The sequence below is a fragment of the Halobacillus mangrovi genome (assembly GCF_002097535.1).
Lineage (GTDB): Bacteria > Bacillota > Bacilli > Bacillales > Halobacillaceae > Halobacillus > Halobacillus mangrovi_A.
Genome location: NZ_CP020772.1, coordinates 823,055 through 848,182, shown reverse-complemented (window position 1 = coordinate 848,182; position 25,128 = coordinate 823,055). Strand labels below are relative to the sequence as shown.

Here is a 25,128-nt window from a genome sequence, read left to right as displayed (position 1 = left end):
CCCGCAGGAAAGCGAGTTGTTTTCCAGCCAACCCTAATACTTATCACGCAACGGACCCAGAAAGTCTCGAACATGAGCCTTCAGGAAGGAGGCGTTAATGGAAGGTAGAAGAAGGATGCTTTCTAATATCTTATTGACACAATGAATTTTGAAAAATATGTACCAAAAAAAGCATTGGTTTCTATGACCAATGCTTTTCATATCGTTTCCGTACATTTCATATAATGAATGGACGAGCTTATTCTGTTTTGGTGACAATATCCCATATGTGCTGCCAGGTCTCCCAATTCAGTGCATCTGTAGGCTTGCCGTCACCAAGCACACCATAACCAACCATTAATCCTAACACTAAAGCAAGTGCACTAAGAAGAAGGACAATAATGATGCGTAGCCAAATAGGGAGAATCCGTCTACGGGCTTTCTTAGGACGTTCCTCTTTTGAAACCTTTTCTTTTTCCTCTTTAGGCTGCTTGATCTTTGTTGTATTAGACTTGGCTTCCTTCGGCTTCGTTGCTTCGTCCAAAGCTTTTCGCTTTTGTTCTCTTGTCAGATTCTTTCTTTTAGAATTAGGATCTGTTGCCATGATCGTCAAGCTCCTTACATTTATGATCTCAGTTGATTGACAAGCCCCATCATCTGATCACTTGTCGAAATCGACTTCGCATTGAATTGGTAGGCCCGCTGCGCCATCAGCATATCGGTCATTTGGTTTGAGATGTTCACATTTGATGCTTCTAACGTCTCACTCTGCAGTTGAATATCTTGCGGAACAACGTCTGTGATTACTTCATTTGCGGCGACACCATCTGGTAGGCGAAATCGATTGTTACCAACAGATTCAAGCGTTCTAGGTCTTACAGCTTCAACCACATTTAACTGTGCTTCCACTGACTGTCCTTCACCTCGAGTCACTACAACCCTGCCGTTCTTATCAATGGATATGTCAGAGAAATCGTTCTCTATTCGAACTTCATTTCCATCTATGCCCATAACGGGGTAACCATCGGAATTAGTCAATATCATTGAACCGTCATCCATTTGGTTTAAATAAAAATTGCCCGATCGTGTATATTGAATATCCATTCCATTTTCCGTATGGACTTGTAATCCGAATAAGTGATTGTTCTCAAGCAATGCTACATCTAAGGCTCTTCCTGTATTTTGAAGGCTGCCCTGACTGAGGTCAACATTCGTAATGCCTAACTTTGCTCCTGTTCCAAGCCTCACTCCATCATGGGTTAACCTGTTTGCTTCTCCTTCATAATGCGATAAGTTATCCATTTGTTGATATAACAGAGAAGAGAAACTTGATGTTTTACTCTTGTATCCATGTGTATTCACATTCGATAAGTTATGTCCGATTACATCCATCTTACTTTGTAGCTGCCCCATCGTTACGGCCGCTTGGCTCATGGAACGATTAATCAATCCTGACAACTCCTCTTAGCGTAGTCTCGCTATCTCTGTCACCGCTTTTTGCATGCTTTGATCATAAGCTTTGAGTACACGTTGATTCATTTCAAATGAGCGATATGTATTCATCATCTCTGTCATGGTTCGAGCAGGATCTACGTTAGAGTTTTCGAGGAAGCCTTGCTTGAGTTCAACCCTTACTTCAGGGTTCCCACGCACTTCAGCGAGCACTCCCCCCTCACTTCCAGGGCGGTATAATCCGTTTCCTTCTTTCACCATATCTTGGCTGTTAGAACTATAAGAGAGGCCTAAAGGATTGACTTGTCCACCTGTGGATAAATCTCCATCGACAGACACGGCAAACTCCATGCCTTCCGTTTGGATAGGATCACCATTTTGATCAACCACATAGTATCCTTGATTCGTTGTTAAGTACCCTTCTCCATCTACTGTGAAATTCCCATTACGGGTATAACGGATTTCCCCCGACTCATTTTGGACATTGAAAAAAACCATCCCATTTTCATCAGGGGTTGTTTTTTGTACGAGGGCTAGATCCATTCCAATCCCCGTTTCCTTTATATCTCCTTGAGTAAATGCAGGAACAGCTTCTTGTAAATAAACACCAGTATTAAGGGATCCTACATCTCTACTCACAGGTAACTTCAAGTCCTTTGACACAGGTAAAGACTTCGTCCCCATTTGCTCAATCAACAACTCAGGAAAAGCCCTCATTGCGCCTTGATCGGCTTTATATCCTGTAGTGTATGCATTAGCCATGTTATTCGATGACGTTTCTTGCATCCTCTGATTAGCCATCATTCCGGAAGCAGCTGTGTAGAATCCTCTTAACAAGGTTATCGCTCCTTCTTTCTAAGTATCCTAGAACGTTTAATACTTCGTAGAAATGCGTTTATCAATATTCTCAAGCATGATACCTGTTCCAGATGCTACACAATCCATCGGAGACTCTGCTACTAATACCGGAACCTTCAACTCTTCTGCTAATAGTTGATCGATTCCATGAAGCAGGGCTCCGCCTCCTGTCATAATAACGCCCCGATCAATAATATCAGCGGATAATTCAGGTGGCGTACGCTCCAGTACTTGCTTAGCAGCTTGAACTATAACCTGGACCGATTCGCGAAGGGACTTTTCTATTTCAGCAGAGTTCACAGAAATTGTCCTTGGCAGACCAGATACCATGTCTCTTCCTCGAATCTCAATTTCTTCATTGCGGGACCCTGGGAATACAGTCGCTACACTAATTTTAATATTTTCAGCCGTTCGCTCTCCAATCAGGAGCTTATATTCTTTTTTAATGTATTGGAGAATTTCGTAGTCAAATTTATCTCCTGCCATTTTAATGGACGACGCGGTTACGATATCCCCCATTGAAAGGACGGCCACATCCGTCGTACCTCCACCGATGTCCACAACCATATTACCGCTTGGTTGAAAGATATCCATCCCGGCACCAATTGCAGCAATTTTCGGCTCTTCTTCTAAGTACACTTTCTTACCGCCTGACTTTTCGGCAGCTTCTTTGATTGCTTTTTGCTCTACTTTCGTTATGTTTGTTGGACAGCAAATCAACATACGTGGTTTCGAGAGGAATCCGCGTACATTTGTTTTCTGGATAAAGTGCTTGAGCATAGCTTCAGTCACATCGAAGTCTGCAATGACCCCATCTTTCAGTGGGCGGATGGCTTCAATGTTACCCGGCGTACGGCCTACCATCCGACGAGCTTCCTCACCTACTTCAAGCACTTTACCAGTGTTACGGTCCATAGCAACTACTGACGGTTCATTTAGAACAATCCCTTTACCCTTCACATGTATCAGCACATTTGCTGTACCAAGGTCTATTCCTATATCTCTTGCAAACATGTCCTGTAGATCCTCCCTATTGTATAAAGCATAAATACCCATAAAGACACAATAGGACACAAATCCTGCACTGGGCAGCTTTTGAATCCTTCTATGTCTTCAAGGGGTAGGAGAAATTACTCCTTCTATTTAGTCTTCCCTATTCTTTAAATAGCTATCGGTATAGTTGAAAAACTCACACATCTAATTCTATATTCTATCACAGTATTGCGACATTCGTCTCATCTAATATGAAAAAAGTTACCTTTATCGAGGAATTTTGACAATAGGAGGATCTAAAGTATCAGTGAAGGGGTTGAACGGACTTCTCGTCTAACAACTGTGCTTTATATTTCCGTCTCGTCGCTTCTCCGCCGCGTAAATGCCGGATTTCCTTATGGTAATCCAGGATTTTTTTCACTTCTTTTGCCAGCTCTGGATTCACCTCCGGGAGTCTCTCCGTCAAATCTTTATGAACCGTACTTTTTGAAACGCCAAACTCTTTGGCGATCACTCTCACCGTTTTTTTTGTTTCGATAATGTGCTCTCCAATCTTGATGGTCCTCTCTTTGATGTAATCATGCACTCCACTCGCCTCCTGTGATTGACTATCCAAGGGGGTGGGTCGTAGGAAAGCGCTTATGTTTTTATGTGTGGGTGGTTAACTCTTGATGTTTGTCATGCTGGATCACCCTGGATGTTACCGAGTGCTCGGTTATCCTCATTGTATTAATAAAACCGTGAAGATATGCCACATGTGTAAGAGTGAAGACGGGAAACTTTCTATCCAGCTTATTTCTAGGCACAAAAAAAATGAGGGAAAGCTCCCTCATTTTTAAGTTTGAATTGTAGAGATGGATGATGCGCTATCTTCATCAGGTGTTTGTTCTTCATCTTCAGAACCTGATGGATCTTCTTCTGTATTTGGTTGTTCATCTTCGTTTGTTTGATTATCTTCGGCAGACGGGTCTGATTCATCAGCTGGATCTTGAGATGGTGCTTCATTTTCTTCTGCTGCATCATCTTCTGGTGCACCTTCTGTTTCAGAACCTTCTTCCGCATTATCATTGATTTGGCTTAATGGTTGTCCAAAAAAGCTTTCAGGATTGAATGGCTCACCATTTTTTCGAACTTCGAAGTGTACATGAACGCCACTAGCTTGTCCGAATGAATTTTGCCCTGCTGCACCTAGAACATCACCTTGAGTAACTTCTGATCCTGCTTGGACTTGAACATCATCTAGACTAGCATATACAGTTGTGACATCTTTGTCATGAGTGATTTCAATCACATTGCCGTACAATGGATCTTCCTTCACTTCTGTGACCTTACCACTTAGAGCAGCGGTAACCTCGAACGATTCCCCATCTTCTCTAGTGATATCGACACCTTGACTTTGATAGTACTTATTGTTGTATAGAACCAGTGCACTTTCTTGATCTTCTTCTGAAGCGTCGTAATCATAGAATTTTGTTACAATGGTAGCTGCTTTTTCATCAGCGACAGGCATTTGTAAGTTTTCATCCTGCCCCATAACCGCCATTGAATCTTGTTGTTCATTATCAAGAGTTGAAAACTCATTTTGAACTTCAGATTTAGGCTGCTCAGCAACTTCCTCACCTACGTTATTCGCACTTTGCTGATACCAAAATACTCCTACAAGAACTAATGCTGCTACCGACAAATACAAAGCTGGATACAACCACTTCTTACGCATCAAGCGTTTAAACTTTAATTTAGTCACGCTTTTCTTACCTTCCTCTCTCATGTTCATCACCTCAAAAACCATTCTGAACACTTATGAGGAATTCTATACATTTTAAGGAAAAATTTTCTTAACGAACCAAAATCCCAATCATCGCGCCGGCTTAAGCCAAGTAGCAAAGAGGGTTTGTGCCTGACTTAGTTATTTAATCAATAGTCAACTAAGTTCCGCACGTCCTATGACACCTTTAGTTAACGACTCAAAAATATTATAAATTCCTAGACAATAAAAAAGAACCGCTTTAAGCGGTCCTATTAATTTACTGGCTTTTCACCTTCCATGAGTGATGCGGTTTGTTTACTCATAGGTGAGATCTCAGTGTTTTGATAATAGTGGTGTACAATATCTTTATAACTCTTTCCATTCATAGCCATTCCATTCGCTCCATATTGACTCATTCCAACTCCATGACCATACCCTTTCGTCGTAAAGATGACATGGTCTCCTTTTTGCTGAATCGTAAAGTCACTGGAAGGCAAACTCAATTTCTCACGAATCTCTCTTCCAGAGAACGCCTGCTCACCGAACACAACTTTTTCTACCCGGTTTCCTTCCGTTTTTGTCATCTTAGTATTCCTTAAGTCTGTATTAAGGGCCACACCTAAACTTGACTGTAATTCTTCTAAAGATACCACTTTCTGATCTACAAATTTTGGTGAGGCTTCATCCCATGGACTCTCCACGCTTCTTAAATATGGAATTTCATCCTCCCAATAATCTTCAGCATTTTCTGTGTAACCGTTACTTGTTGAAAAGAAAGCTGCCGTTATCGGCTGATGCTCATACGTGATGATCTCTCCAGCCGTTGCTTTTACAGCCTGATTAATTTTTTCCATGTTCGCTGCATACCGGTCTTGCCATTGCTGTCTCAACTCTTGATCGTTTTTGTACACTTGGTGATTAACCGTATCTGTTACATCAGCTTCGCTTGAAACTGCACTTTCCTGTACCAAATGCCTTGTAATGTAAGTTCGGGCTGCCAAGGCTTGAGCTTTTAATGCTTCAATCTCAAAGGTCGCTGGCATTTCAGAGGCTACAACACGAGCCACGTAAGTTTCTAACGGCACTTTCTCCACTTCCCCAGATCCACTCCTCAATACACGAATGGAAAAGGATGATAAGTCTTCTGAAAGCTCTCCTGCACTCTCCTCTTTTGTGCTTGGGGCTTCCTGGACTACATTGACTTCGTTAGAGCCGATGAACGGTACGACGATTAGTGTTGGAATAATAAGAATAGCCATAAACAGGCCACTTGCTACGATTAGTCCCAGCCATTTTTGTCTTCTCATTCTCATCCTCCTGGTCATATAGTAGATCCCTCTACTAAAATGTATCCAAGAAGGAAAAATGATAGAACTAAAAAAGCTCGGTTATTTCAATAAAAATTGAAACAACCAAGCTACTGGATGAGTATATTATAAGGTCGAAACTGATTCACTAGCTTCTTGCTCTTCGATGTAGGATTCACCTTCAAAAACACGTTCAATATCTGCACCTAGCTGAGCAAGTTTTTCCGTAAAGTTTACATAGCCGCGATCCAGGTGTTTTAATTCAGTTACTCGAGTATAACCGTCAGCAACTAGTCCGGCTAACACTAAAGCTGCTCCAGCTCGCAAGTCTGTAGCTGCCACCTCAGCTCCTTGAAGCGCAGATGGACCTTCCACAATAACACTGCGGCCTTCTATCTTCATATTTGCGTTCATACGACGGAATTCTTCTACATGCATAAAACGATTTTCAAATACAGTTTCTGTAATTACACTTGTACCTACTGCGTTAAGCATGAGCGCCATCATTTGAGACTGCATATCCGTAGGAAATCCTGGGTGAGGCATTGTCTTAATATCAGTCGCTTTCAAGATATCAGGACCGATCACACGCAATCCTTCTTCTTCTTCCTTAATCGTGACTCCCATTTCTTCCATTTTGGAAATAACAGAACGCAAGTGCTCTGGCATTGCACCTTTAACGAGCACATTCCCTCCAGTGATCGCAGCTGCTACCATAAAGGTTCCAGCTTCAACACGGTCAGGGATAATTGTATGAGTCGCACCAACTAATTTCTCTGCACCTTCAATGCGGATCGTTTCTGTTCCAGCTCCTACAATCTTAGCGCCCATTTTGTTTAAATAGTTCGCTAAATCTACAATTTCAGGCTCCTTAGCACAGTTTTCAAGGACTGTCTTTCCGTCGGCTAGTGCAGCCGCCATCATGACATTCTCTGTAGCACCGACACTAGGAACATCGAAATAAATTTTGGCTCCCTTTAAGCGACCTTTGACTTCCGCTTCAATATAGCCATTTCCGACTGTCACCTCGGCACCCATAGCTTCAAAGCCTTTCAGGTGCTGGTCTATAGGGCGTGAGCCAATGGCACATCCTCCCGGCAGGGCAACCTTAGCATGGCCATAGCGGGCCAAAAGCGGTCCCAGTACGAGAACAGAAGCGCGCATTTTACGAACATATTCTATTGGAGCTTCTGTTGACAATTCACCAGAAGCATCAATGGTTACTGTATTGCCATCAACTTCTACGTCTGCATTCATATGTCTGATCACTTCATTGATCGTATAGACATCTGCTAAAGCAGGTACTTCGTGCAAAACGCTTTTTCCTTCACTTGCAATAATACTTGCTGCGATGACAGGCAGTACGGCATTCTTGGCACCTTCGGCTTTCACAGTACCATTCAGCTGCCTCCCACCACGGACGATGATTTTTTCCAAGGTTCATTCTCCTCCGCGTCCATATTCATTATTATTAATATTCAGCAGTAATAATGGGTGTGCCAATAGTGATGTTTGTCTCCCCGCCCAAAGTTCTAGAAGCGAACTGGACGTTCATACGGTCACCAGCTACAGGGATGGCTTGTCCCCATTCTTTTGTATATCCGGTTCTGCTAGACCAGCCGTGTTCAATTACTTCGTCTATTGGTTGAATGTTAAATGTCTGTTTGAATTTTTGATACACTAAAACATCATCTATAATACCACTAGACTTCGCCTTAAGACAAGAGAAAATATTGACTTTTTCTCCAAAGAAACGACTTTTTACATCTTGTGGCTTCGACATGCTCGCTGGTGACATTGAAGATGTTCCCTGTCCACTTGCTACATAAACCATTTCTGCTCTCATACTTTTCTCTTTCGGTACGATCAAAATAAATACTTCGTTTAATATGGTGTTTTTCTGAGTGTTTTTTATGATGATTTTAGATGAATTTGTCATATCCTCTGTTTTAATCTCTGTTTCATCGAAATATGAGATAAGTTCGTTTTTTCTTGCTTCAAGATCCTTCCTTTCGAAAGGCTGTTTAATGGTGACTTTCCATTCGTTCACTTCAAGCTGCTCATCCTCAGCAAAAGCTGCAAACTTCACAAGGGTTGAATCCTTGCCTGCAGACATTTCCTGTGGATAAGCACCTAGCAAAAAAATAATTGTAGCAGTAAGAACAGTTCCTATCATCTTCATTTGAATGCCTCCCCAAGCATTTACTTACTATAAGTGTGACCTGAGAAGACAACTCTCATACGAAACAATTCCTAACAACATTAGACATTTGCTCATTTGTTTAAAACAAGTAGACTAAACTGTTGGACCAGCCAATAAAATCTAAGAAGAAATTGCTGACTGTTGTTCCTAATGCAATGGTAATAAAAATAAGCAATACCCTTGCTTCAAACACTTTATTTTTCCGGAAAAACGCATCGAAATTAACTGCTAACAGCACCCTCCACGTGATTACAATAAAAATCAAATGAGATGTCATACTTAAAATAGCTTCTTCAGCAAAATATTGATCCATGATGAACCCCTTTTCTAATAACGCAAAGCACAGAAATGAATTATCCTGCTATACCTTTCTATACCATCTCTTACCTATTTTTAAACAATAGATGACATAGGAAATCACTAATTTCTCATTTCCCGGGCAATAATGACAAGATTATTTACCATTTACCGTGTTTTGCTGACGGATTTTGTTTACCACGAAAAAAACTGCTCTCAAAATGAAAGCAGTTTAAAAGTTATTTTCGAATACATCCAAACGATTGATGGCTCGTTTGAGGGCCAATTCAGCCCGTTTGAAATCTATGTCGGCTTGTTTATCTTGAAGGCGTCTTTCTGCACGTTCTTTGGCTTTTCTGGCACGATCTATATCAATTTCGGAAGGTTTTTCAGCTGACTGTGCTAGGATTGTTACCTTGTCAGGCCGAACTTCTAAGAAACCGCCACTGACTGCGATACGATCAGATTTGCCTTCACCTTTTAGTCGAACCGCGCTGATTGTAAGTGGAGCTACCATTGGAATGTGACCTGGCAAAATACCAAGCTCTCCACTTTCAGCCTTACAACTAACCATTTCAAATGCATCTTCCAATACCGGGCCATCAGGAGTGACAACACTCACCGTTAGTGTGCTCATAACCATTTCCTCCTTTGGCTATAGTGAAGAGCCGGGATCAACCCGGCATTCACTTTACTACAAGACTTAAGGTGCTTTTGCTTGTATGGCTAGCTACAGTACTCAAGGATCAAAGCCTAATGCTCATTAACTTCAATGAGGCATCCCTTTAGTGGTACAAGGTTCTTATTTCCTAAAATACTTCTGCTTTAATTGTTATTGCATTTGTTTTGATTTTTCAACAACTTCTTCAATACGTCCAACTAGGCGGAACGCATCTTCAGGAATGTCATCGTATTTGCCGTCAAGGATTTCCTTGAAGCCTTTAACTGTTTCTGAAACAGGCACATAAGAACCAGGTTGACCCGTGAACTGTTCAGCCACGTGGAAGTTCTGTGACAAGAAGAATTGTACGCGGCGAGCACGTGAAACAGTCAACTTGTCTTCATCAGAAAGCTCATCCATACCCAAGATCGCAATGATATCCTGAAGTTCTTTATAGCGTTGAAGTGTACGCTGTACTTCACGCGCTACTTCATAGTGTTCATCTCCAACAATGTCCGGGTCAAGGGCACGAGACGTAGAAGCCAGCGGGTCTACGGCCGGGTAGATCCCTTGCTCAGATAGTTTACGCTCAAGGTTGGTCGTCGCATCTAAGTGAGCAAACGTTGTTGCTGGCGCTGGGTCTGTATAGTCATCGGCAGGAACGTAAATGGCCTGGATCGATGTTACGGAACCTTTGTCTGTTGAAGTGATTCGCTCTTGCAGCTGACCCATTTCTGTCGCTAGAGTCGGCTGGTAACCAACAGCTGACGGCATACGTCCAAGAAGGGCTGATACTTCAAGACCGCCCTGTGTGAAACGGAAGATATTATCAATGAAGAACAATACGTCCTGTCCTTGTTCATCACGGAAGTATTCTGCCATTGTCAGACCGGACAGGGCAACACGCATTCGTGCTCCAGGCGGCTCGTTCATCTGACCGAATACCATTGCTGTTTTCTTGATAACGCCGGAATCTGTCATTTCCCAATAAAGGTCGTTACCTTCACGCGTACGCTCACCCACACCGGCAAATACAGAGATACCGCCGTGCTCTTGAGCGATGTTGTTGATAAGCTCCTGAATTAGTACGGTTTTACCAACACCGGCTCCACCGAACAGTCCGATTTTACCACCTTTTACATAAGGGGCTAACAAGTCTACAACCTTGATTCCTGTTTCCAGAATCTCCGTTTCTGTAGCCAAGTTTTCGAATTTTGGTGCCTCACGGTGAATAGGGTCACGACGGACATCATCACCAAGCGGCTCATCTAAATCAATGTTATTTCCTTCTACGTTGAAGACACGCCCTAGTGTTGCTTCTCCTACTGGTACAGAAATCGGCTTACCTGTGTCCGTTACTGATGTACCACGCATTACACCATCTGTAGATGACATAGCAACTGTACGTACTGTATTGTCACCTAGGTGCAGGGCAACTTCCAATGTTAGGTCGACGCTTTTTTCGTCTTCTGTTCGTGCATTATAAATTACACGCAATGCGTTATTAATATCAGGGAGATGACCGTCATCGAACGTTACGTCTACAACGGGTCCCATGATTTGAGTTACGCGTCCATTACTCATTCATTTCCCTCCTAACTAACTTTTCGAGTCAGAAATTACTATTCTAAGGCAGCTGCTCCGCCGACAATTTCTGTAATCTCTTGAGTGATGGCAGCTTGACGTGCACGGTTATAAGAGAGTGTTAGATCACCAATTAATTCATCAGCATTATCTGTAGCACTCTTCATAGCCGTCATTCGAGCCGCGTGTTCACTAGCCTTCCCATCAAGTAAAGCTCCGTAAATTAAGCTTTCAGCGTATTGTGGTAGTAATACGTCCAAAATCTGCTCTTCACTTGGTTCATATTCATAAGAACCTGACGCAGCTTTATCCTTACTTACATCACTTAATGGCAGAACTTTTCTTTCAGTTACTTCTTGTGTGATCGCACTGACGTAGTGATTGTAATAAATGTATAGTTCATCAATTTCTTCGTCTGTGAACATTTGAACCGTTTCGGATGCGATATCCTTTATATCCGCAAAGTTCGGCTGGTCAGACAGGCCTGTAATATCCTTATCTACCGGAATATTACGTTTACGGAAAAAGTCACGTCCAATACGACCGATTGTGATAATTTTGTACTCATCAGCAGAAGTGTGCTTCTCACGAATTCGTTGGTAAACCTTACGTAAGATACTGCTGTTGTAAGCACCTGCTAAACCTCTATCTGAAGTGATGACGAGATAACCTCTGCGTTTCACTTCACGGGCTTGAAGCATTGGGTGCCTGCTGCTAGTACCTGCCGCAATGTTCGTTACAACTTCCTGAATCTTATCACTATAAGGAACGAAGGATTTTGCATTTTGCTCTGCACGGTTCAGCTTGGATGCTGAAACCATCTCCATTGCTTTCGTGATCTGTTTCGTTTTCTTAGTTGAAGTAATCCGTCCTTTAATATCTCTAAGGGATGCCACGCTGTTTCACCACCCTTTCTAGCTGGTTCATAAATACCCAATTATGATAAATCCGGCTCTTGTTACGACTTCAGCGACAAAAGAGATCGTTAAACCTCTTCAACGTCGCTGACCAGTCGCCTCTACGCACTTTGGCCCTCAGGACGAGGGTCAGTTCGACGTTGCAACAGGACGTTGCGTTCTTAGTCGAACTTCATCTTAATCCGGCTTCGAAATTACTCAGAAATTACAAAAGTTTTCTTGAATTCTTTAACAGCACCGCTCATGTCTTCATCTTCAGCCAGTTTTCCAGTTTCGCGAATCTGAGATAGAAGTTCTTTACGGTTATTTTCCAACCAGTTATGGAATTCGGACTCGAAACGAGTGATATCATCAACTGGAACATCATCAAGGAAACCTTTTGTTAAGGCATAAATAATCATAACTTGTTTTTCAACAGCTAGAGGTTGGTGCAACCCTTGTTTAAGTACTTCTACAGTACGGGCACCACGGTTTAATTTTGCTTGTGTTGACTTATCCAGATCAGAACCGAACTGAGCGAATGCTTCCAACTCACGGTAAGAGGCTAAGTCAAGACGCAATGTACCGGCAACCTTCTTCATTGCTTTAATTTGTGCAGATCCTCCAACACGTGATACCGATAAACCGGCGTTGATGGCTGGTCGTACACCTGAGAAGAACAAGTCGGATTGCAAGAATATCTGTCCATCTGTAATGGAGATAACGTTAGTTGGGATATAAGCAGAGATGTCACCTGCCTGAGTTTCAACGAATGGAAGTGCAGTCAGTGAACCTCCACCTTTTGCGTCACTCAATTTAGCGGCACGCTCTAGCAAGCGAGAGTGCAAGTAGAAAACGTCTCCCGGGAAAGCTTCACGACCTGGTGGACGACGCAGTAGCAAGGAAAGCTCACGATAAGCGGCTGCCTGCTTAGAAAGGTCATCGTATACGACAAGTACGTGCTTGCCGTTGTACATAAAGTCTTCACCCATGGATACACCTGCATACGGTGCAAGGTAAAGTAGTGGAGCCGGTTGAGAAGCACTTGCTGTTACAACAATTGTGTAATCCAGAGCTCCGTGGCGACGTAACGTTTCTACAGTTCCACGAACGGTAGATTCTTTTTGACCAATAGCCACATAGATACAAATCATATCCTGGTCATGCTGGTTCAAAATCGCATCAATTGCAACGGAAGTTTTACCTGTCTGACGGTCTCCGATGATCAATTCACGCTGTCCACGTCCAATTGGAACAAGAGCGTCGATCGCTTTGATTCCTGTTTGAAGTGGCTCATCAACTGATTTACGATCCATAACACCTGGTGCTGGTGATTCGATCGGACGAGTTTTGGTCGTTTCCATTGGACCCATGCCATCAACTGGTTGTCCCAGTGGATTTACTACACGTCCCAAAAGTTCTTCTCCTACTGGAACTTGCATGATGCGTCCCGTACGACGTACTTCGTCGCCTTCTTTAATATCTGTATATGGCCCAAGGATGACAAGACCTACGTTATTCTCCTCTAAGTTCTGTGCCAGACCCATAACACCATTCGAAAATTCTACTAGCTCTCCAGCCATGACATTGTCAAGACCATGAGCACGTGCGATACCGTCACCAACTTCGATAACTGTACCGACATCTTTGACTTCTATTTCAGTCTCATAGTTTTCAATTTGCTGCTTAATCAGCGCACTGATTTCTTCAGCTTTGATGCTCATGCTATTTCACCCCTATCATCTTTATTTCGATACTAGTTCACGTTCCAGACGGTTTAATTTACCGCTGACTGAACCATCGAAAATTCGATTCCCTATTCTCACGCGGATACCGCCGAGCAATGAAGAATCAATCATATTAGTAATGTTCAAGGATTGCTTTCCTACTTTGGGAGCAAATACTTTAGAGATTTGCTCTTTTTCTTTATCAGATAATTCACGTACAGAGTAAACCGTTGCTTCAGCTACACCTTTTTTGTCAGCGATCTTAGACATATATTCGTTGATCATATCAAAGATAATGTCTTCTCTATGACGGTCTACGATGAGCTTCAACGTGTTCAATACCTCAGCTGATAAAGCCTGAAATGATTTAGCAACCACACGTTTCTTATCTTCAGTCGTAACTTTTGGATGCTTTAGAAATGTATAAACGGAAGGATTCTTACCGAAAACGTCTTTCACGACATTTAATTCTTCTGCGATTTGATCGACTTTCAGATGTTCCTCAGCGAGTTGAAAAAGGGCTTGCGCATAGCGCTTTGCAACGATAGATCCACTCATCGTTTTTCGCCTGCTTCATCAATGTATTGCTGGATCAGCTGATCTTGATCCTTTTGAGACAACTCTTTCTCAATAACTTTAGACGCGATCATGACAGACATGGAAGCAACTTGATCTTTAAGTGACTGAATTGCTTTCTCCTTCTCTTGAACAATCTCTTGTTTAGCAGAGTCTTTCATGCGGTCTGCTTCTGATCGAGCAGATTCAATAATAGATTGTTCCTGTTGAGCAGCTGTCTTACGTGCATCCTCAATAATCTTCTGTGCATCTTGCCTTGTCTTTTTCAACTCTTCTGAAGCCTCACGCTGCATGCGGTGTGCTTCCTCACGGCTCTTTTCCGCCGTGTCAATTTCATTGGAAATATAGTCTTCACGCTCTTTCATCATTTTCATGAAAGGTCCCCAGGCAAATTTCTTAAGTAATGCTAAGAGAACAATGAAAAGTACTAATTGGACGAGCATATCGCCGACGTTCAAGCCGCCTCCAGCTCCAAGAACCAATGTATTAGTAAAAGTTTGCACCTTGCTCACTCCTTTCGACCCTAAATGGGGCTATACATAACAAAAACCCGGCTTAAAGGTTTAAGTCGAAGTTTTAAATCTCAAAGAATGGGTAAACATTTGTTGGCTGATGTAGAGAAATGGCGAAGGAAACTTCCGCTTCGCCATCTCTTTTAAGTAAATCTTTATTAACCCTGACCCATTACAATAAATGCAATTACGACACCAATGATTGGAAGTGCCTCTACTAGTGCAACACCAATGAACATTGTTGTTTGAAGAACGCCGCGCAATTCAGGTTGACGAGCAATCCCTTCTACTGTTCTACCTACGATTAAACCGTTACCAATACCTGCACCTACTGCTGCAAGACCTACTGCAATTGCCGCTGCAATTAGACCCATGTTAAATTCCTCCTCAAATATATTAAAAATTTGTTATTTATTAATGGTCAGAACTCACTTTGTGAGACATATAAACCATTGTCAACATTGTGAAAATAAATGCTTGGATAAAGCCTACAAATGTACTAAATGCTTGCCATGCCAACATTGGGATAACTCCTCCCAAGAAGCCAAGGACACCAGCAGAAGCTATTCCTGCCAACAGACCTAGCAGGATCTCACCGGCATAGATGTTCCCGTAAAGTCGAAGACCCAGCGTCAACGTATTAGAGAACTCCTCAATAATCTTAAATGGAAGTAAAAATGGTAATGGGCGTGCAAAGTCTTTGGCGACTTCATTGCCCCCTCTCAATTTCACCCCGTAATAATTGGTGAGAACAACAACCATAACAGCCAGGGTTAAAGTAATACCTGGATCAGATGTCGGTGATTTCCACCATAGAACATCGTGTGGCGCAAAGATTGTGACTACCCCTAACATGTTAGACACAAAGATATATGTGAAGAGAGTTAATCCTAATGGTAGAAATAGTCTCCCTACTTTCCAGTCCATGTTAGAACCAATAATTCCTTTCACAAAGTCAATGAGCCACTCCATAAAGTTTTGAAAACCTTTTGGACGTCGTTCCAAACTTCGTGTTGCTGCAACAGCAACAATAAAAACAATGATTGAAGCAATCAGCATCATCAATACGTTGGAAAGGTTAAAGTCTAACCATTCGATACCTAACGCATTTTCCAGCATCGGTGCTTCGTGATTCATTCTGTTCACCTCTCTTCCATCGTGCTATTCTGTTAAATGTTTCAACAGGTAGTCTATAAAAATGACAAAATAGGCTGTCATTAGGCCCAATACTACTGAAATAATGTGGAAATGTTCTTCGAATTGAAGTGCAATAACGGCTGCTAGAGCCCCTGTGGCTAATCGTGTAAACGTACCAATATTTGGTTTGCGCTTATTTGATTTAGATGTGTCAAGGTCTGTGGAATGTTCACCTAGCTTGGAGATTTTTCTTTGCATCGTCCAAAGGTTATAAAAACTAAGAATCGATCCTAATAGAAGGCCAAGGAAAACAGGTTTCCATGGAGTAAACCCCCACCCTAGTACGAGCAATGCTAAAAGGTAGAACATCCATTTCCGTTGGCGGGATATCATCTGTTGATAATCTATCATGTTAATCGTCTCCCGAGTACGAACGTACTAAACGAATGGTTCCATATGTACCTGCTCCTAATCCAAGGAAAAGTCCTATGATTAAGAATGTGGGTGCTGTGGAAAAATGGCTATCGATCCACTTCCCAATAAATACCCCAGCTAAAGGTCCGCCGGCTAATTGAGAAACAATTGCGCTAGTGAGCGCCATAGCCTGGAATGGTGGCTTAGAACGTTTCATTTTTTCTCACTCACTTTAAGGTAGGGAATAGGTTCTAAACCTTTAGTTTCCCTTATATGAAAACCTTATCATTCCATCCTATGTAAGAATACAATAGGGGTCATTTGATGTCAATGAGTTTGTGAGCAAAAATACAAATGAATGACACTTTTCGATCACATTTTTGTCACATTTTTGCTGGGGCCAACTATTATTCTACATAAACGGATTATTTTAAACAAGAAAACGCCCCAGAACCTCCGAATTCCGGATGACCTGAGGCGCTCATTACTCACTAAAATGAACAGGAAAGGTGTACGATTCTTTTTCATTTGAGATGGTCACATTGACAACGGCAATATATGGTCCATCCATATCAAACGATGGTTTTGTTATTTTCCCTTCTACAAGTCCAGGTTCTGGTTGATCAATTTCGACTAACTGTCCCTGGAACAGCATGGTTCCTGCTCTGTATAAATCCACAGTGACTTTTTCTACTTTCTCTGTAAGGTGGAAACGATAGGAGATAGACTTTTCACGATCTGGATTTTGATTCAATTCAAAGCCTGTTATTTTTTCGTAAGACGCATCTTCCTTCAGGTATAAATAAGGAAGATGATAAGTTTCACCTCCACTCTCAAGCTTTACATATCCCTGATGAACGCCATCCTTTATAAATGCCTTAGATAATTGGAGTTCTACGCGCTCTTCTTTTGACTCTCCTGGAGCTAGCGAAATAGTAGAAGGAAGCCGCCACGAAACTCCGCTTTCCGTCGCTGGTCTTTCAAAATGAATCTCCATCTGTTCGTTCGTTGTGTTCTTTACCTTTATTGGCAATTGTTTTCTGAAGAACTCATCCTTTACACGACCGAATTCCAAAGCTCCTGATTCAATCACCAGTTCAGGATGTATTGATTCTGATATGTCTACCAAGCCACTCCCTTGTTCTGTAGGATCATACATATGTTTTTGCACTGGCATGACATCGGCAGAAGACAGCAAAGAGGCTTTAACTTCTTCCGGAGTCCAGTCAGGATGTGCTTCGAGCATTAGTGCGACTACCCCAGCCACATGAGGTGCCGCCATACTTGTTCCTTGAAGAGGCTGATAACCTCCTGGAACAGTACTAAATATGTTGACTCCGGGAGCAACCAGGTCTGGCTTTACCTCCCAGCTCGTTGTTACAGGACCGCGCGAACTAAAAAGTGCGATTCCTTCATCCGTTGATTGATGGATAGTATTTACCCATTGTTGCGCTTCAACTGCTTCAGACTTAAGCCATTCGCCATCTTCTTTCGATACACTAGCAACTGGAATAGGCAGTTTTTCTTCTAAAGCTCCTTGGAAAATGCCTTCTTCGTTATTATAGATGATGACGGCTGCGGCACCTGCTTGATAGGCTTTTATAGCTTTCTCTGTAAAAGAGATCTCCCCTCTTTCAAACAAGGCGATTTTTCCTCTTGCATGATCCAGTTCATCCAACCCTTTACCAGCCATCATAATAGGATATTTTTTATTTAACTCCCACGGTAAGGAACCGAGTAGAACAGTAACCGGTACTTGCTTGCGTTCTCCTGGAATAGTAAGAAGCGGTACTTCCCCTTCCATAGAAGATGCTCCTACAGTGATGGCATTTGTTGAAGTAGCTGGAGAACCTACTGTCCATGGTTGTGGTCCAGAGTTCCCTGCGGCAACCACAACTGTAGTTCCTAGTTCTATGGCTTTATTGACTGCATGGGAAGTGGGCCAGTCAGGACCATTTACATCATTCCCCAGGGACAAGTTGATCACATCCACCCCGTCCTCTACCGCTTCTTCAATCGCTGCAATCACTTGTACCGATGAACCGACTCCGCCTGGTCCAAGGGCTCGATAAGCATACAATTCAGCCTCAGGTGCAATTCCCTTCATTTTTCCATTGGCCGCAATTACTCCAGCTACATGGGTGCCATGCATGGTTTCACCTTCCCCTTGTGTCTCCATTGGGTCTTCATCAAAATCAACCATATCAAAGCCTCCGCGGTAAGCACCTGCTAAATCAGGATGAGTATAATCTATTCCTGTATCAATGACCCCGACTTTCACACCTTTTCCTGTGAATGGAAGATCATAACGCTGCCGTAACATGTCTGTGGAAAAAGAAGGAGCATCATTAATCATGGTACGATAAGTTTTTACCGGATATTGCTGAACAACCGTGTCCAGCCTGGCAAGCTTCTCTAATTCACCAACCGTTCCTTTTATAGCTGCTCCATTAAAGATCGTGTTATATTGAGCTACGACTTCCAACCGGGGAATCCTTGATTGTATATGATTTACAAAGTCATCGACTGATTCTTCAATTTCAACGATAATCGTCACTTCTTCATTTAGTTCTGGAGAACGAAAGCCTGAACATAAAATCACCACTAGCATACATATCATAACTCTACGCATAACCAGACCTCTTTTTTTACTTAGTTTGCGAGGAATGTAATGAGCTATGCATATAGAAAAAGCCAAGCCTCTAAAAAATGGCTTGGCTTTTTCTTTTATTCAATTTCAAATGGTGCGGGTTTATCCTCACGCTGCTTAAAGAAATAACGGATCGCTTCAGCAATACGTGCGGATGCCTTGCCATCACCATACGGGTTTGAAGCCTTCGCCATTTCCTGATGCTTGGAGTCATCAGACAAAAGCTCATGAGCTAAGTGGAAGATGTGGTCTTCCTCTGTACCCGCAAGCTTGAGCGTACCTGCTTCAATACCTTCCGGACGTTCTGTAGTATCGCGAAGCACTAGCACTGGAACACCTAAAGAAGGTGCCTCTTCTTGTACTCCTCCTGAATCAGTCAAAATCAAGTGAGCGCGGGATGCGAAGTTATGAAAGTCAATAACATCAAGAGGATCGATCAACTTAATCCGATCATCATTCCCTAGAATCTCATCCGCTGTCTCTTTCACCACAGGATTCAGGTGGACAGGATAGACAACTTGAATGTCTTCGTGCTCCTGAACGAGGCGCTTGATTGCTCTGAACATTTGCTTCATATTATTACCAAGATTCTCACGACGGTGAGCAGTCATAAGAACGAGTCGTTTGTCACCAACCTCGTTTAGAACCTCAGAAGTATAGTCTTCGTTCACAGTCGTTTGAAGAGCGTCGATCGCTGTATTACCTGTTACAAAAATGTGATCCTCCGGTTTATTTTCAGCGAGAAGGTTATCACGAGATTTGTTCGTTGGAGCAAAGTGAAGATCTGCCATGACACCAGTCAGCTGGCGATTCATCTCTTCTGGGTATGGAGAATACTTGTCCCAAGTTCTTAACCCTGCTTCCACATGCCCAACAGGAATCTGATTATAATAAGCGGCTAAAGAAGCGGCGAATGTTGTCGTCGTATCTCCGTGAACCAACACAACATCCGGCTTCGTTTCACTCATGACCTGGTCAAGCCCTTCCAGTGCACGTGTCGTAACTTGTGCAAGAGTTTGGCGAGATTTCATAATATCTAAATCGAAGTCTGGTTCAATATCGAAAATGGATAAAACCTGATCCAACATTTCGCGGTGTTGGGCGGTTACGGCTACAATTGGTTCGAATTGTTCGGGACGTTTCTTAAGTTCTAGAACAAGTGGTGCCATTTTAATGGCTTCCGGCCTTGTCCCAAATATCGTCATTACTTTGATTGGTTCAGACACTGAATGGCCTCCTTTAAGAGGAAAGTTATTTATTCAATCGGTCGCTTTCACTTTTAATTTTACTTAGTTCCGTATAATCGGTCGCCTGCGTCTCCAAGGCCTGGAACGATGTATCCTTTTTCATTCAGCTTCTCATCAAGAGCAGCTAGATAGATATCAACGTCAGGGTGCTCTTCCTGAACAGCTTCGACCCCTTCAGGAGCTGCAACTAAACACATGAGGCGAATTTGGCGTGCTCCACGTTTTTTCAATGAATGGATGGCTTCATTAGCAGAACCACCAGTCGCCAGCATAGGGTCAATTACAATCAATTCACGTTCTTCTATATCACTAGGGAGTTTGACATAGTACTCTACCGGTTTCAATGTTTCAGGGTCACGGTAAAGGCCGACATGTCCGATTTTGGCTGCAGGAATCAATTGAACAATACCGTCAATCATACCAAGGCCAGCACGTAGAATAGGGACTAGTCCAATTTTCTTTCCTGTCAATACTTTCGCTTTCGCTTCCTGCACGACAGGGGTATCGATTTCAACCTCTTCCAATGGTAGGTCTCGAGTAATTTCAAATGCCATTAAAGCGGCTACTTCATCAACGAGTTCGCGAAAATCTTTCGTTCCTGTTTCCTTTTTCCGTATGTACGTCAATTTGTGCTGAATCAACGGATGGTCCAATACATAAACTTTTCCCATTGCCGATCACTCCTTCTCATAGTTTGCATCCTTTAAATTGTACTTAAAATCAAGTTCACCTGCAACCCAATCCAGCTAGTAAATCTTGTTACATCTCAATTACAGCTCATTGAAGTACTGTCGATAGCCTGACAGACAAGATAGTCGAAAGTATTAACAAAAAAGCCACTAGACGATATCTAGTGGCTCCTTCCTATTATAGTGAAGAGTAGGCTAATGTTTGATATAAAGGAAAACGGGACGTTAACTGATGGACACGCTCTTTTGCTTGTTTCATTTTTTCTGCATCTTCATGATGTTCAAGCGTGAAGGCAATCAGATCAGCAATTTCATCCATTTCTTCTTCTTTAAATCCTCTGCTCGTCACAGCAGCGGTTCCGATTCTAATACCACTCGTAACAAACGGGCTCTCTGGATCATAAGGAATGGTATTCTTATTCGTTGTAATTCCGATTTCATCAAGGGCTTTCTCTACGACTTTTCCTGTCAATCCTTTGCTGCGCAGGTCAAGGAGTAGAAGGTGGTTATCCGTACCATCAGAAACGATATCCACACCTTTTTCAATCAAAGATTCACCAAGGCGCTTTGCGTTAGCAATAATTTGACGTGAGTACTGTTTAAATTCAGGCTGCAACGCTTCTTTGAAGGACACGGCTTTCGCTGCGATGATGTGCATAAGCGGACCGCCCTGCATACCTGGAAAAACAGACTTATCAATTTTCTTTGCGAATTGCTCTTCACAAAGAATCATACCGCCACGAGGGCCACGTAAGGTTTTGTGAGTAGTCGTCGTAACAAAATGAGCATGTGGAACCGGATTTGGGTGAAGGCCTGAGGCAACTAACCCTGCAATATGCGCCATATCGACCATGAGGTAAGCACCGACTTCATCAGCGATTTCACGGAACTTCGCAAAATCGATCTCACGAGGGTAAGCACTTGCACCTGCTACGATCAGTTTAGGCTTCACTTCTTTCGCTTTTGCTAGAACAGCCTCGTAGTCAATCAATTCATCTTCTTGATCAACTCCGTATTCTTCAAAGTTATAAAGCTGTCCACTGAAGTTCACAGGGCTTCCATGAGTCAAGTGACCTCCATGACTTAAATTCATACCTAATACGGTGTCTCCATGTTCAAGTACTGTGAAATAGACAGCCATATTCGCTTGTGCACCAGAGTGCGGCTGAACATTTGCATGATCTGCTCCAAAAAGTTCCTTCGCTCGATCACGAGCCAGGTTCTCTACGACGTCCACATGTTCACAACCACCATAATAACGGCGACCCGGATAGCCCTCAGCATATTTATTGGTTAGTACAGAGCCCATCGCTTCCATAACAGCCTCTGATACGAAATTCTCTGAAGCAATTAATTCAATATTCTCCTGCTGACGGTTTTTCTCATCGTTGATCGCTGCAAAAATTTCTGCGTCTGTTGACTTCACTTGATTCATAGTACACTGTTCCCCTTTCCATTCCTATTCATCACACGAACCTTCGACTTCACTACTTTCATATACAGCCCGAACGCCTCCTATAAGAGGAGGACGAGTTTTGGCAGCCGTGACATGTGCATGACCAATCGACTTCTGTTCAATTCGAAGCGGTACAGCCACACGCTTCAGATGCATTCCAATCAGCGTATCTCCGATGTCCAGTCCTCCAGCTGCCTGGATGGATTCGACAAGCACCGGATCCTCCAAATGCTTGTAAGCATAAGAAGCCATAGACCCGCCTGCTTTTGGAATCGGAATGGCAGACACCTCGTCCAAACCGTACTTATCAAGTACTGATCTTTCAACGACAAGGGACCGGTTCAGATGCTCACAACATTGAAACGCAAGCTCCACCTCTGCCTTCTTGGGAATTTGCATTAGTTCGTCAAATACAACAGAAGCAATCTCTACACTTCCAGAGGTACCGATCCGTTCTCCAGCGATCTCGCTTGTTGAACAGCCAATCACGAAAAAGCCTTTTCGTATGGTGCCGCTATCCAGAAGTTGTTCCACTACAGACCTGACATCTGCTTGAATGGCTTTCACATCAGTCACGAATACCCCTCCTGTCGCACTGTATTCTAAAAAAGAGAAGCAACCGGCTTCTCTTCAATTGTCAGCTTCAGCTATGATGACCGCTTCCGCCATGTTACGTTCCATTGTATTACTTATTTTCGTATTCGGCAATCTTACTTACGCGTCTTTCATGACGGCCAGCTTCAAAATCAGTAGAAACCCACGTTCTAGCAATTTCTTTTGCTAATCCAGGGCCAATGACACGTTCGCCCATGCAAAGAACATTAGAGTCATTATGTTCACGAGTTACCTTTGCAGTGAATAAATCATGTACAAGCGCAGCTCTGATTCCTTTAACTTTATTGGCAGAGATGGACATCCCAATTCCTGTACCACAAATCAGGATCGCTTTATCGAATTCCCCACTAGCCACACGTTCGGCAGCTGGGATTGCATAGTCCGGATAATCAACAGAACTTTCACAATTACAGCCAATGTCTTCAAATTCAACCTGCAAATCTGTCAAAACATCTGCCACTTCACGGCGTAGATTAACCCCTCCGTGGTCTGAAGCAAGGATTACTTTCATGGGTTCTATACACTCCTGTCTACGTATAATCACCCTAATCGTGCCAGTTTACTTGACAACTGTCAATTGAATTTCAGGGATTTAATAGGTAATTTCCATGTCTTTATCTCATAATTCCGTAAATCTCGTAATTGCCCCACCTTCATAATAGGAAGATGACGCTATACTCATTTCTTTTTCACATAAGAAAAATGCAAAAAAACGATTCTCGTCCCGAATGGTTGATCTCAGAACTAAGAACCGCTGCTTTTCAAATATAGGAAAAATAATCCAAGGTGTGGAAGTACCTCTGCAGGTAATAAAACCAATAAAAATAAAAAGAACAAATTCAATCACAAACAAACCGAAACAAACTTCACCTGAATAAACATCAGCCATTGTTGTCTAGCTTTTTAATTAGAAGTTCAATATGTTTATCCAGTTCATCTCTCGTTTGACGATAAACATCGATAGGTCCGCCAAAAGGATCAGATATATTAATATCAGGTAAATCGTTTTCCATTTTTTCAATTTCCTTAATGTCTTCTTCCAAGGCTCGCATGAGCTTTTGGTCAAGTTCTTCTTCTTTCAAATCGTCCTTCGATTCATTAAGGATTTTCGTACGTTTCGCTTCAAACTCTGTGTAAAGCTTTTTTAGCCTATCCCACTGTTCATCCTCTATAAGGACATACTCTTTTAATGTATAAAACTTACCCTGATGATCCGGATACTGCAGGGCTAACGTTTGTTTGTGGCGATCGGTCATTGTTAAAACAAGGTCCGCCCAATCTAGTAAATCTCCATTAACAGGAGTTGTTTGATGATTAAGAGTCAGTCCCATTTCATCCAGTACTCTCTGGGAGTTTTCAGCCATAGGTTCTCCTTTGCCCGCAAAAATACCTGCTGATTTTACTTCTCCCTCGTTTCTTTTATCTCTTAGAATGGCTTCTGCCATCGGGCTGCGACATGTATTTCCCGTACAAACAAACAATATATTCATACCTATTCCTTCTCCAATCCCTCTTAGAACTTTGCTCTATCATTATAATATCACAGGATGGTAGATGATCGAAATTTTTGTCAAAAAATGGTGTACAGGCCAAGAGAACATAAAATAGCTCCCCCAAGCAGTTCACTATAGGTTCCTAACCAACTGCTCGCATGTCGGCCGATTATAAAGCCTGACCAAGTTAACCCCATACTGAAAAGGCCAAATGACAAGACTGATACTAGAACTTCTGAACCTCTTAATCCTAAACTGAATCCTACAGGAAAGCTGTCTATACTTACACTTAAAGCAAACAGCCATATTCCAGCTCCATATAATGTATAAGCTACAGAATGTTTTTCTGTGAAAGAAGCGAAGATAGCGTAACTTCCTATACAAAAAAGCAATAACCCCCCGCCCAAAGATGCCCATTCACTAGCACTTGATGAAAGCCATTTCCCAAAATACATTCCAAGTCCAGGCATGATCATGTGAAAAATACCTACTAAGATTCCTGAAAAAAAAGCATGCTTTAACCTGACTGCCTGCAACCCCATCCCGAGGGCTACGGAAAACGCATCCAGCCCTAGAGCTAAAGATAGAAGCAATAATGATGAAACGTGGTCCAATTGAAAGCCCCCTTCCCGGAC

At 42.5% G+C, this 25,128-nt stretch carries 28 protein-coding genes; all 28 read right to left on the bottom strand.

From position 1 onward, the window contains the following. Positions 1-238 precede the first annotated feature (238 nt). The 28 genes from HM131_RS04240 to HM131_RS04100 all read right to left on the bottom strand — a co-directional run bounded on the left by HM131_RS04240 (position 239) and on the right by HM131_RS04100 (position 25,107). Positions 239-583: a DNA-directed RNA polymerase subunit beta gene (locus HM131_RS04240; protein WP_085028283.1), complete on the bottom strand. Its 345-nt coding sequence runs from the start codon at positions 581-583 to the stop codon at positions 239-241. Positions 584-603: 20 nt separating this feature from the next. After that, positions 604-1,428, bottom strand: a complete 825-nt coding sequence (locus HM131_RS04235; protein ID WP_332308728.1) for a flagellar hook-basal body protein — start codon at positions 1,426-1,428, stop codon at positions 604-606. A gap of 15 nt (positions 1,429-1,443) precedes the next feature. Further along, positions 1,444-2,268 (bottom strand): flagellar hook-basal body protein, encoded by an 825-nt coding sequence (locus HM131_RS04230; protein ID WP_085028281.1) that lies wholly within the window; start codon positions 2,266-2,268, stop codon positions 1,444-1,446. A gap of 36 nt (positions 2,269-2,304) precedes the next feature. Next, positions 2,305-3,303: a rod shape-determining protein gene (gene mreB, locus HM131_RS04225; protein WP_085028279.1), complete on the bottom strand. Its 999-nt coding sequence runs from the start codon at positions 3,301-3,303 to the stop codon at positions 2,305-2,307. A 283-nt stretch (positions 3,304-3,586) separates the two neighbouring features. Beyond that, a complete protein-coding gene (spoIIID, locus tag HM131_RS04220; protein WP_085028277.1) occupies positions 3,587-3,868 on the bottom strand; it encodes a sporulation transcriptional regulator SpoIIID in 282 nt (93 codons plus the stop codon). 249 nt (positions 3,869-4,117) lie between these two features. After that, positions 4,118-5,026: a stage II sporulation protein SpoIIQ gene (locus tag HM131_RS04215; RefSeq protein ID WP_232324867.1), complete on the bottom strand. Its 909-nt coding sequence runs from the start codon at positions 5,024-5,026 to the stop codon at positions 4,118-4,120. A 275-nt stretch (positions 5,027-5,301) separates the two neighbouring features. Next, positions 5,302-6,336: a stage II sporulation protein D gene (spoIID, locus tag HM131_RS04210; protein ID WP_085028274.1), complete on the bottom strand. Its 1,035-nt coding sequence runs from the start codon at positions 6,334-6,336 to the stop codon at positions 5,302-5,304. 126 nt (positions 6,337-6,462) lie between these two features. Beyond that, complete coding sequence (gene murA / locus HM131_RS04205) at positions 6,463-7,773, bottom strand: UDP-N-acetylglucosamine 1-carboxyvinyltransferase (protein ID WP_085028272.1); 1,311 nt, start codon at positions 7,771-7,773, stop codon at positions 6,463-6,465. Between the two features lie 34 nt (positions 7,774-7,807). Continuing rightward, complete coding sequence (locus tag HM131_RS04200; RefSeq protein WP_085028270.1) at positions 7,808-8,518, bottom strand: YwmB family TATA-box binding protein; 711 nt, start codon at positions 8,516-8,518, stop codon at positions 7,808-7,810. 100 nt (positions 8,519-8,618) lie between these two features. After that, on the bottom strand, positions 8,619-8,852 hold the full coding sequence (locus tag HM131_RS04195; RefSeq protein WP_085028268.1) for a DUF1146 family protein: 234 nt from the start codon (positions 8,850-8,852) through the stop codon (positions 8,619-8,621). Positions 8,853-9,068: 216 nt separating this feature from the next. Beyond that, complete coding sequence (locus tag HM131_RS04190) at positions 9,069-9,473, bottom strand: F0F1 ATP synthase subunit epsilon (RefSeq protein WP_085028266.1); 405 nt, start codon at positions 9,471-9,473, stop codon at positions 9,069-9,071. Between the two features lie 195 nt (positions 9,474-9,668). Then, positions 9,669-11,081, bottom strand: a complete 1,413-nt coding sequence (gene atpD, locus HM131_RS04185; RefSeq protein ID WP_085028263.1) for a F0F1 ATP synthase subunit beta — start codon at positions 11,079-11,081, stop codon at positions 9,669-9,671. 38 nt (positions 11,082-11,119) lie between these two features. Then, a complete protein-coding gene (locus tag HM131_RS04180; RefSeq protein WP_085028261.1) occupies positions 11,120-11,977 on the bottom strand; it encodes a F0F1 ATP synthase subunit gamma in 858 nt (285 codons plus the stop codon). 215 nt (positions 11,978-12,192) lie between these two features. Continuing rightward, the gene (gene atpA / locus HM131_RS04175) at positions 12,193-13,701 is read right to left on the bottom strand and encodes a F0F1 ATP synthase subunit alpha (RefSeq protein ID WP_085028259.1); all 1,509 of its coding nucleotides are present in this window, start codon (positions 13,699-13,701) and stop codon (positions 12,193-12,195) included. A gap of 21 nt (positions 13,702-13,722) precedes the next feature. Next, on the bottom strand, positions 13,723-14,262 hold the full coding sequence (locus tag HM131_RS04170; protein ID WP_085028257.1) for a F0F1 ATP synthase subunit delta: 540 nt from the start codon (positions 14,260-14,262) through the stop codon (positions 13,723-13,725). Then, positions 14,259-14,783 (bottom strand): F0F1 ATP synthase subunit B, encoded by a 525-nt coding sequence (locus tag HM131_RS04165; RefSeq protein ID WP_085028254.1) that lies wholly within the window; start codon positions 14,781-14,783, stop codon positions 14,259-14,261. Before HM131_RS04165 ends, HM131_RS04170 begins: the two co-directional genes overlap by 4 nt. 167 nt (positions 14,784-14,950) lie before the next feature. Beyond that, positions 14,951-15,166 (bottom strand): F0F1 ATP synthase subunit C, encoded by a 216-nt coding sequence (atpE, locus tag HM131_RS04160; protein WP_085028252.1) that lies wholly within the window; start codon positions 15,164-15,166, stop codon positions 14,951-14,953. 40 nt (positions 15,167-15,206) lie between these two features. Beyond that, complete coding sequence (gene atpB, locus HM131_RS04155) at positions 15,207-15,929, bottom strand: F0F1 ATP synthase subunit A (RefSeq protein ID WP_085028250.1); 723 nt, start codon at positions 15,927-15,929, stop codon at positions 15,207-15,209. Between the two features lie 24 nt (positions 15,930-15,953). Beyond that, positions 15,954-16,340, bottom strand: a complete 387-nt coding sequence (locus HM131_RS04150; RefSeq protein WP_085028248.1) for an ATP synthase subunit I — start codon at positions 16,338-16,340, stop codon at positions 15,954-15,956. A 1-nt stretch (position 16,341) separates the two neighbouring features. Further along, entirely contained in the window at positions 16,342-16,560 is a 219-nt protein-coding gene (locus tag HM131_RS04145; protein WP_085028246.1) for an AtpZ/AtpI family protein, read from the bottom strand. Between the two features lie 267 nt (positions 16,561-16,827). Next, positions 16,828-18,975 carry a S8 family serine peptidase gene (locus tag HM131_RS04140; RefSeq protein ID WP_085028244.1) on the bottom strand — a complete coding sequence of 716 codons (2,148 nt, stop codon included), beginning with the start codon at positions 18,973-18,975 and terminating at the stop codon, positions 16,828-16,830. Positions 18,976-19,070: 95 nt separating this feature from the next. Next, on the bottom strand, positions 19,071-20,219 hold the full coding sequence (gene wecB, locus HM131_RS04135; RefSeq protein ID WP_085028243.1) for a non-hydrolyzing UDP-N-acetylglucosamine 2-epimerase: 1,149 nt from the start codon (positions 20,217-20,219) through the stop codon (positions 19,071-19,073). Between the two features lie 59 nt (positions 20,220-20,278). Then, entirely contained in the window at positions 20,279-20,911 is a 633-nt protein-coding gene (upp, locus tag HM131_RS04130) for a uracil phosphoribosyltransferase (RefSeq protein WP_085028241.1), read from the bottom strand. A gap of 196 nt (positions 20,912-21,107) precedes the next feature. Further along, entirely contained in the window at positions 21,108-22,364 is a 1,257-nt protein-coding gene (locus tag HM131_RS04125; RefSeq protein ID WP_085028239.1) for a serine hydroxymethyltransferase, read from the bottom strand. 24 nt (positions 22,365-22,388) lie between these two features. Then, entirely contained in the window at positions 22,389-22,952 is a 564-nt protein-coding gene (locus tag HM131_RS04120) for a TIGR01440 family protein (RefSeq protein ID WP_085031784.1), read from the bottom strand. Positions 22,953-23,070: 118 nt separating this feature from the next. Next, positions 23,071-23,511 (bottom strand): ribose 5-phosphate isomerase B, encoded by a 441-nt coding sequence (gene rpiB, locus HM131_RS04115; RefSeq protein ID WP_085028237.1) that lies wholly within the window; start codon positions 23,509-23,511, stop codon positions 23,071-23,073. A gap of 370 nt (positions 23,512-23,881) precedes the next feature. After that, positions 23,882-24,490 (bottom strand): low molecular weight protein arginine phosphatase, encoded by a 609-nt coding sequence (locus HM131_RS04105; protein WP_085028233.1) that lies wholly within the window; start codon positions 24,488-24,490, stop codon positions 23,882-23,884. A gap of 80 nt (positions 24,491-24,570) precedes the next feature. Then, a complete protein-coding gene (locus HM131_RS04100; RefSeq protein ID WP_085028231.1) occupies positions 24,571-25,107 on the bottom strand; it encodes a manganese efflux pump MntP in 537 nt (178 codons plus the stop codon). Positions 25,108-25,128 lie beyond the last annotated feature (21 nt).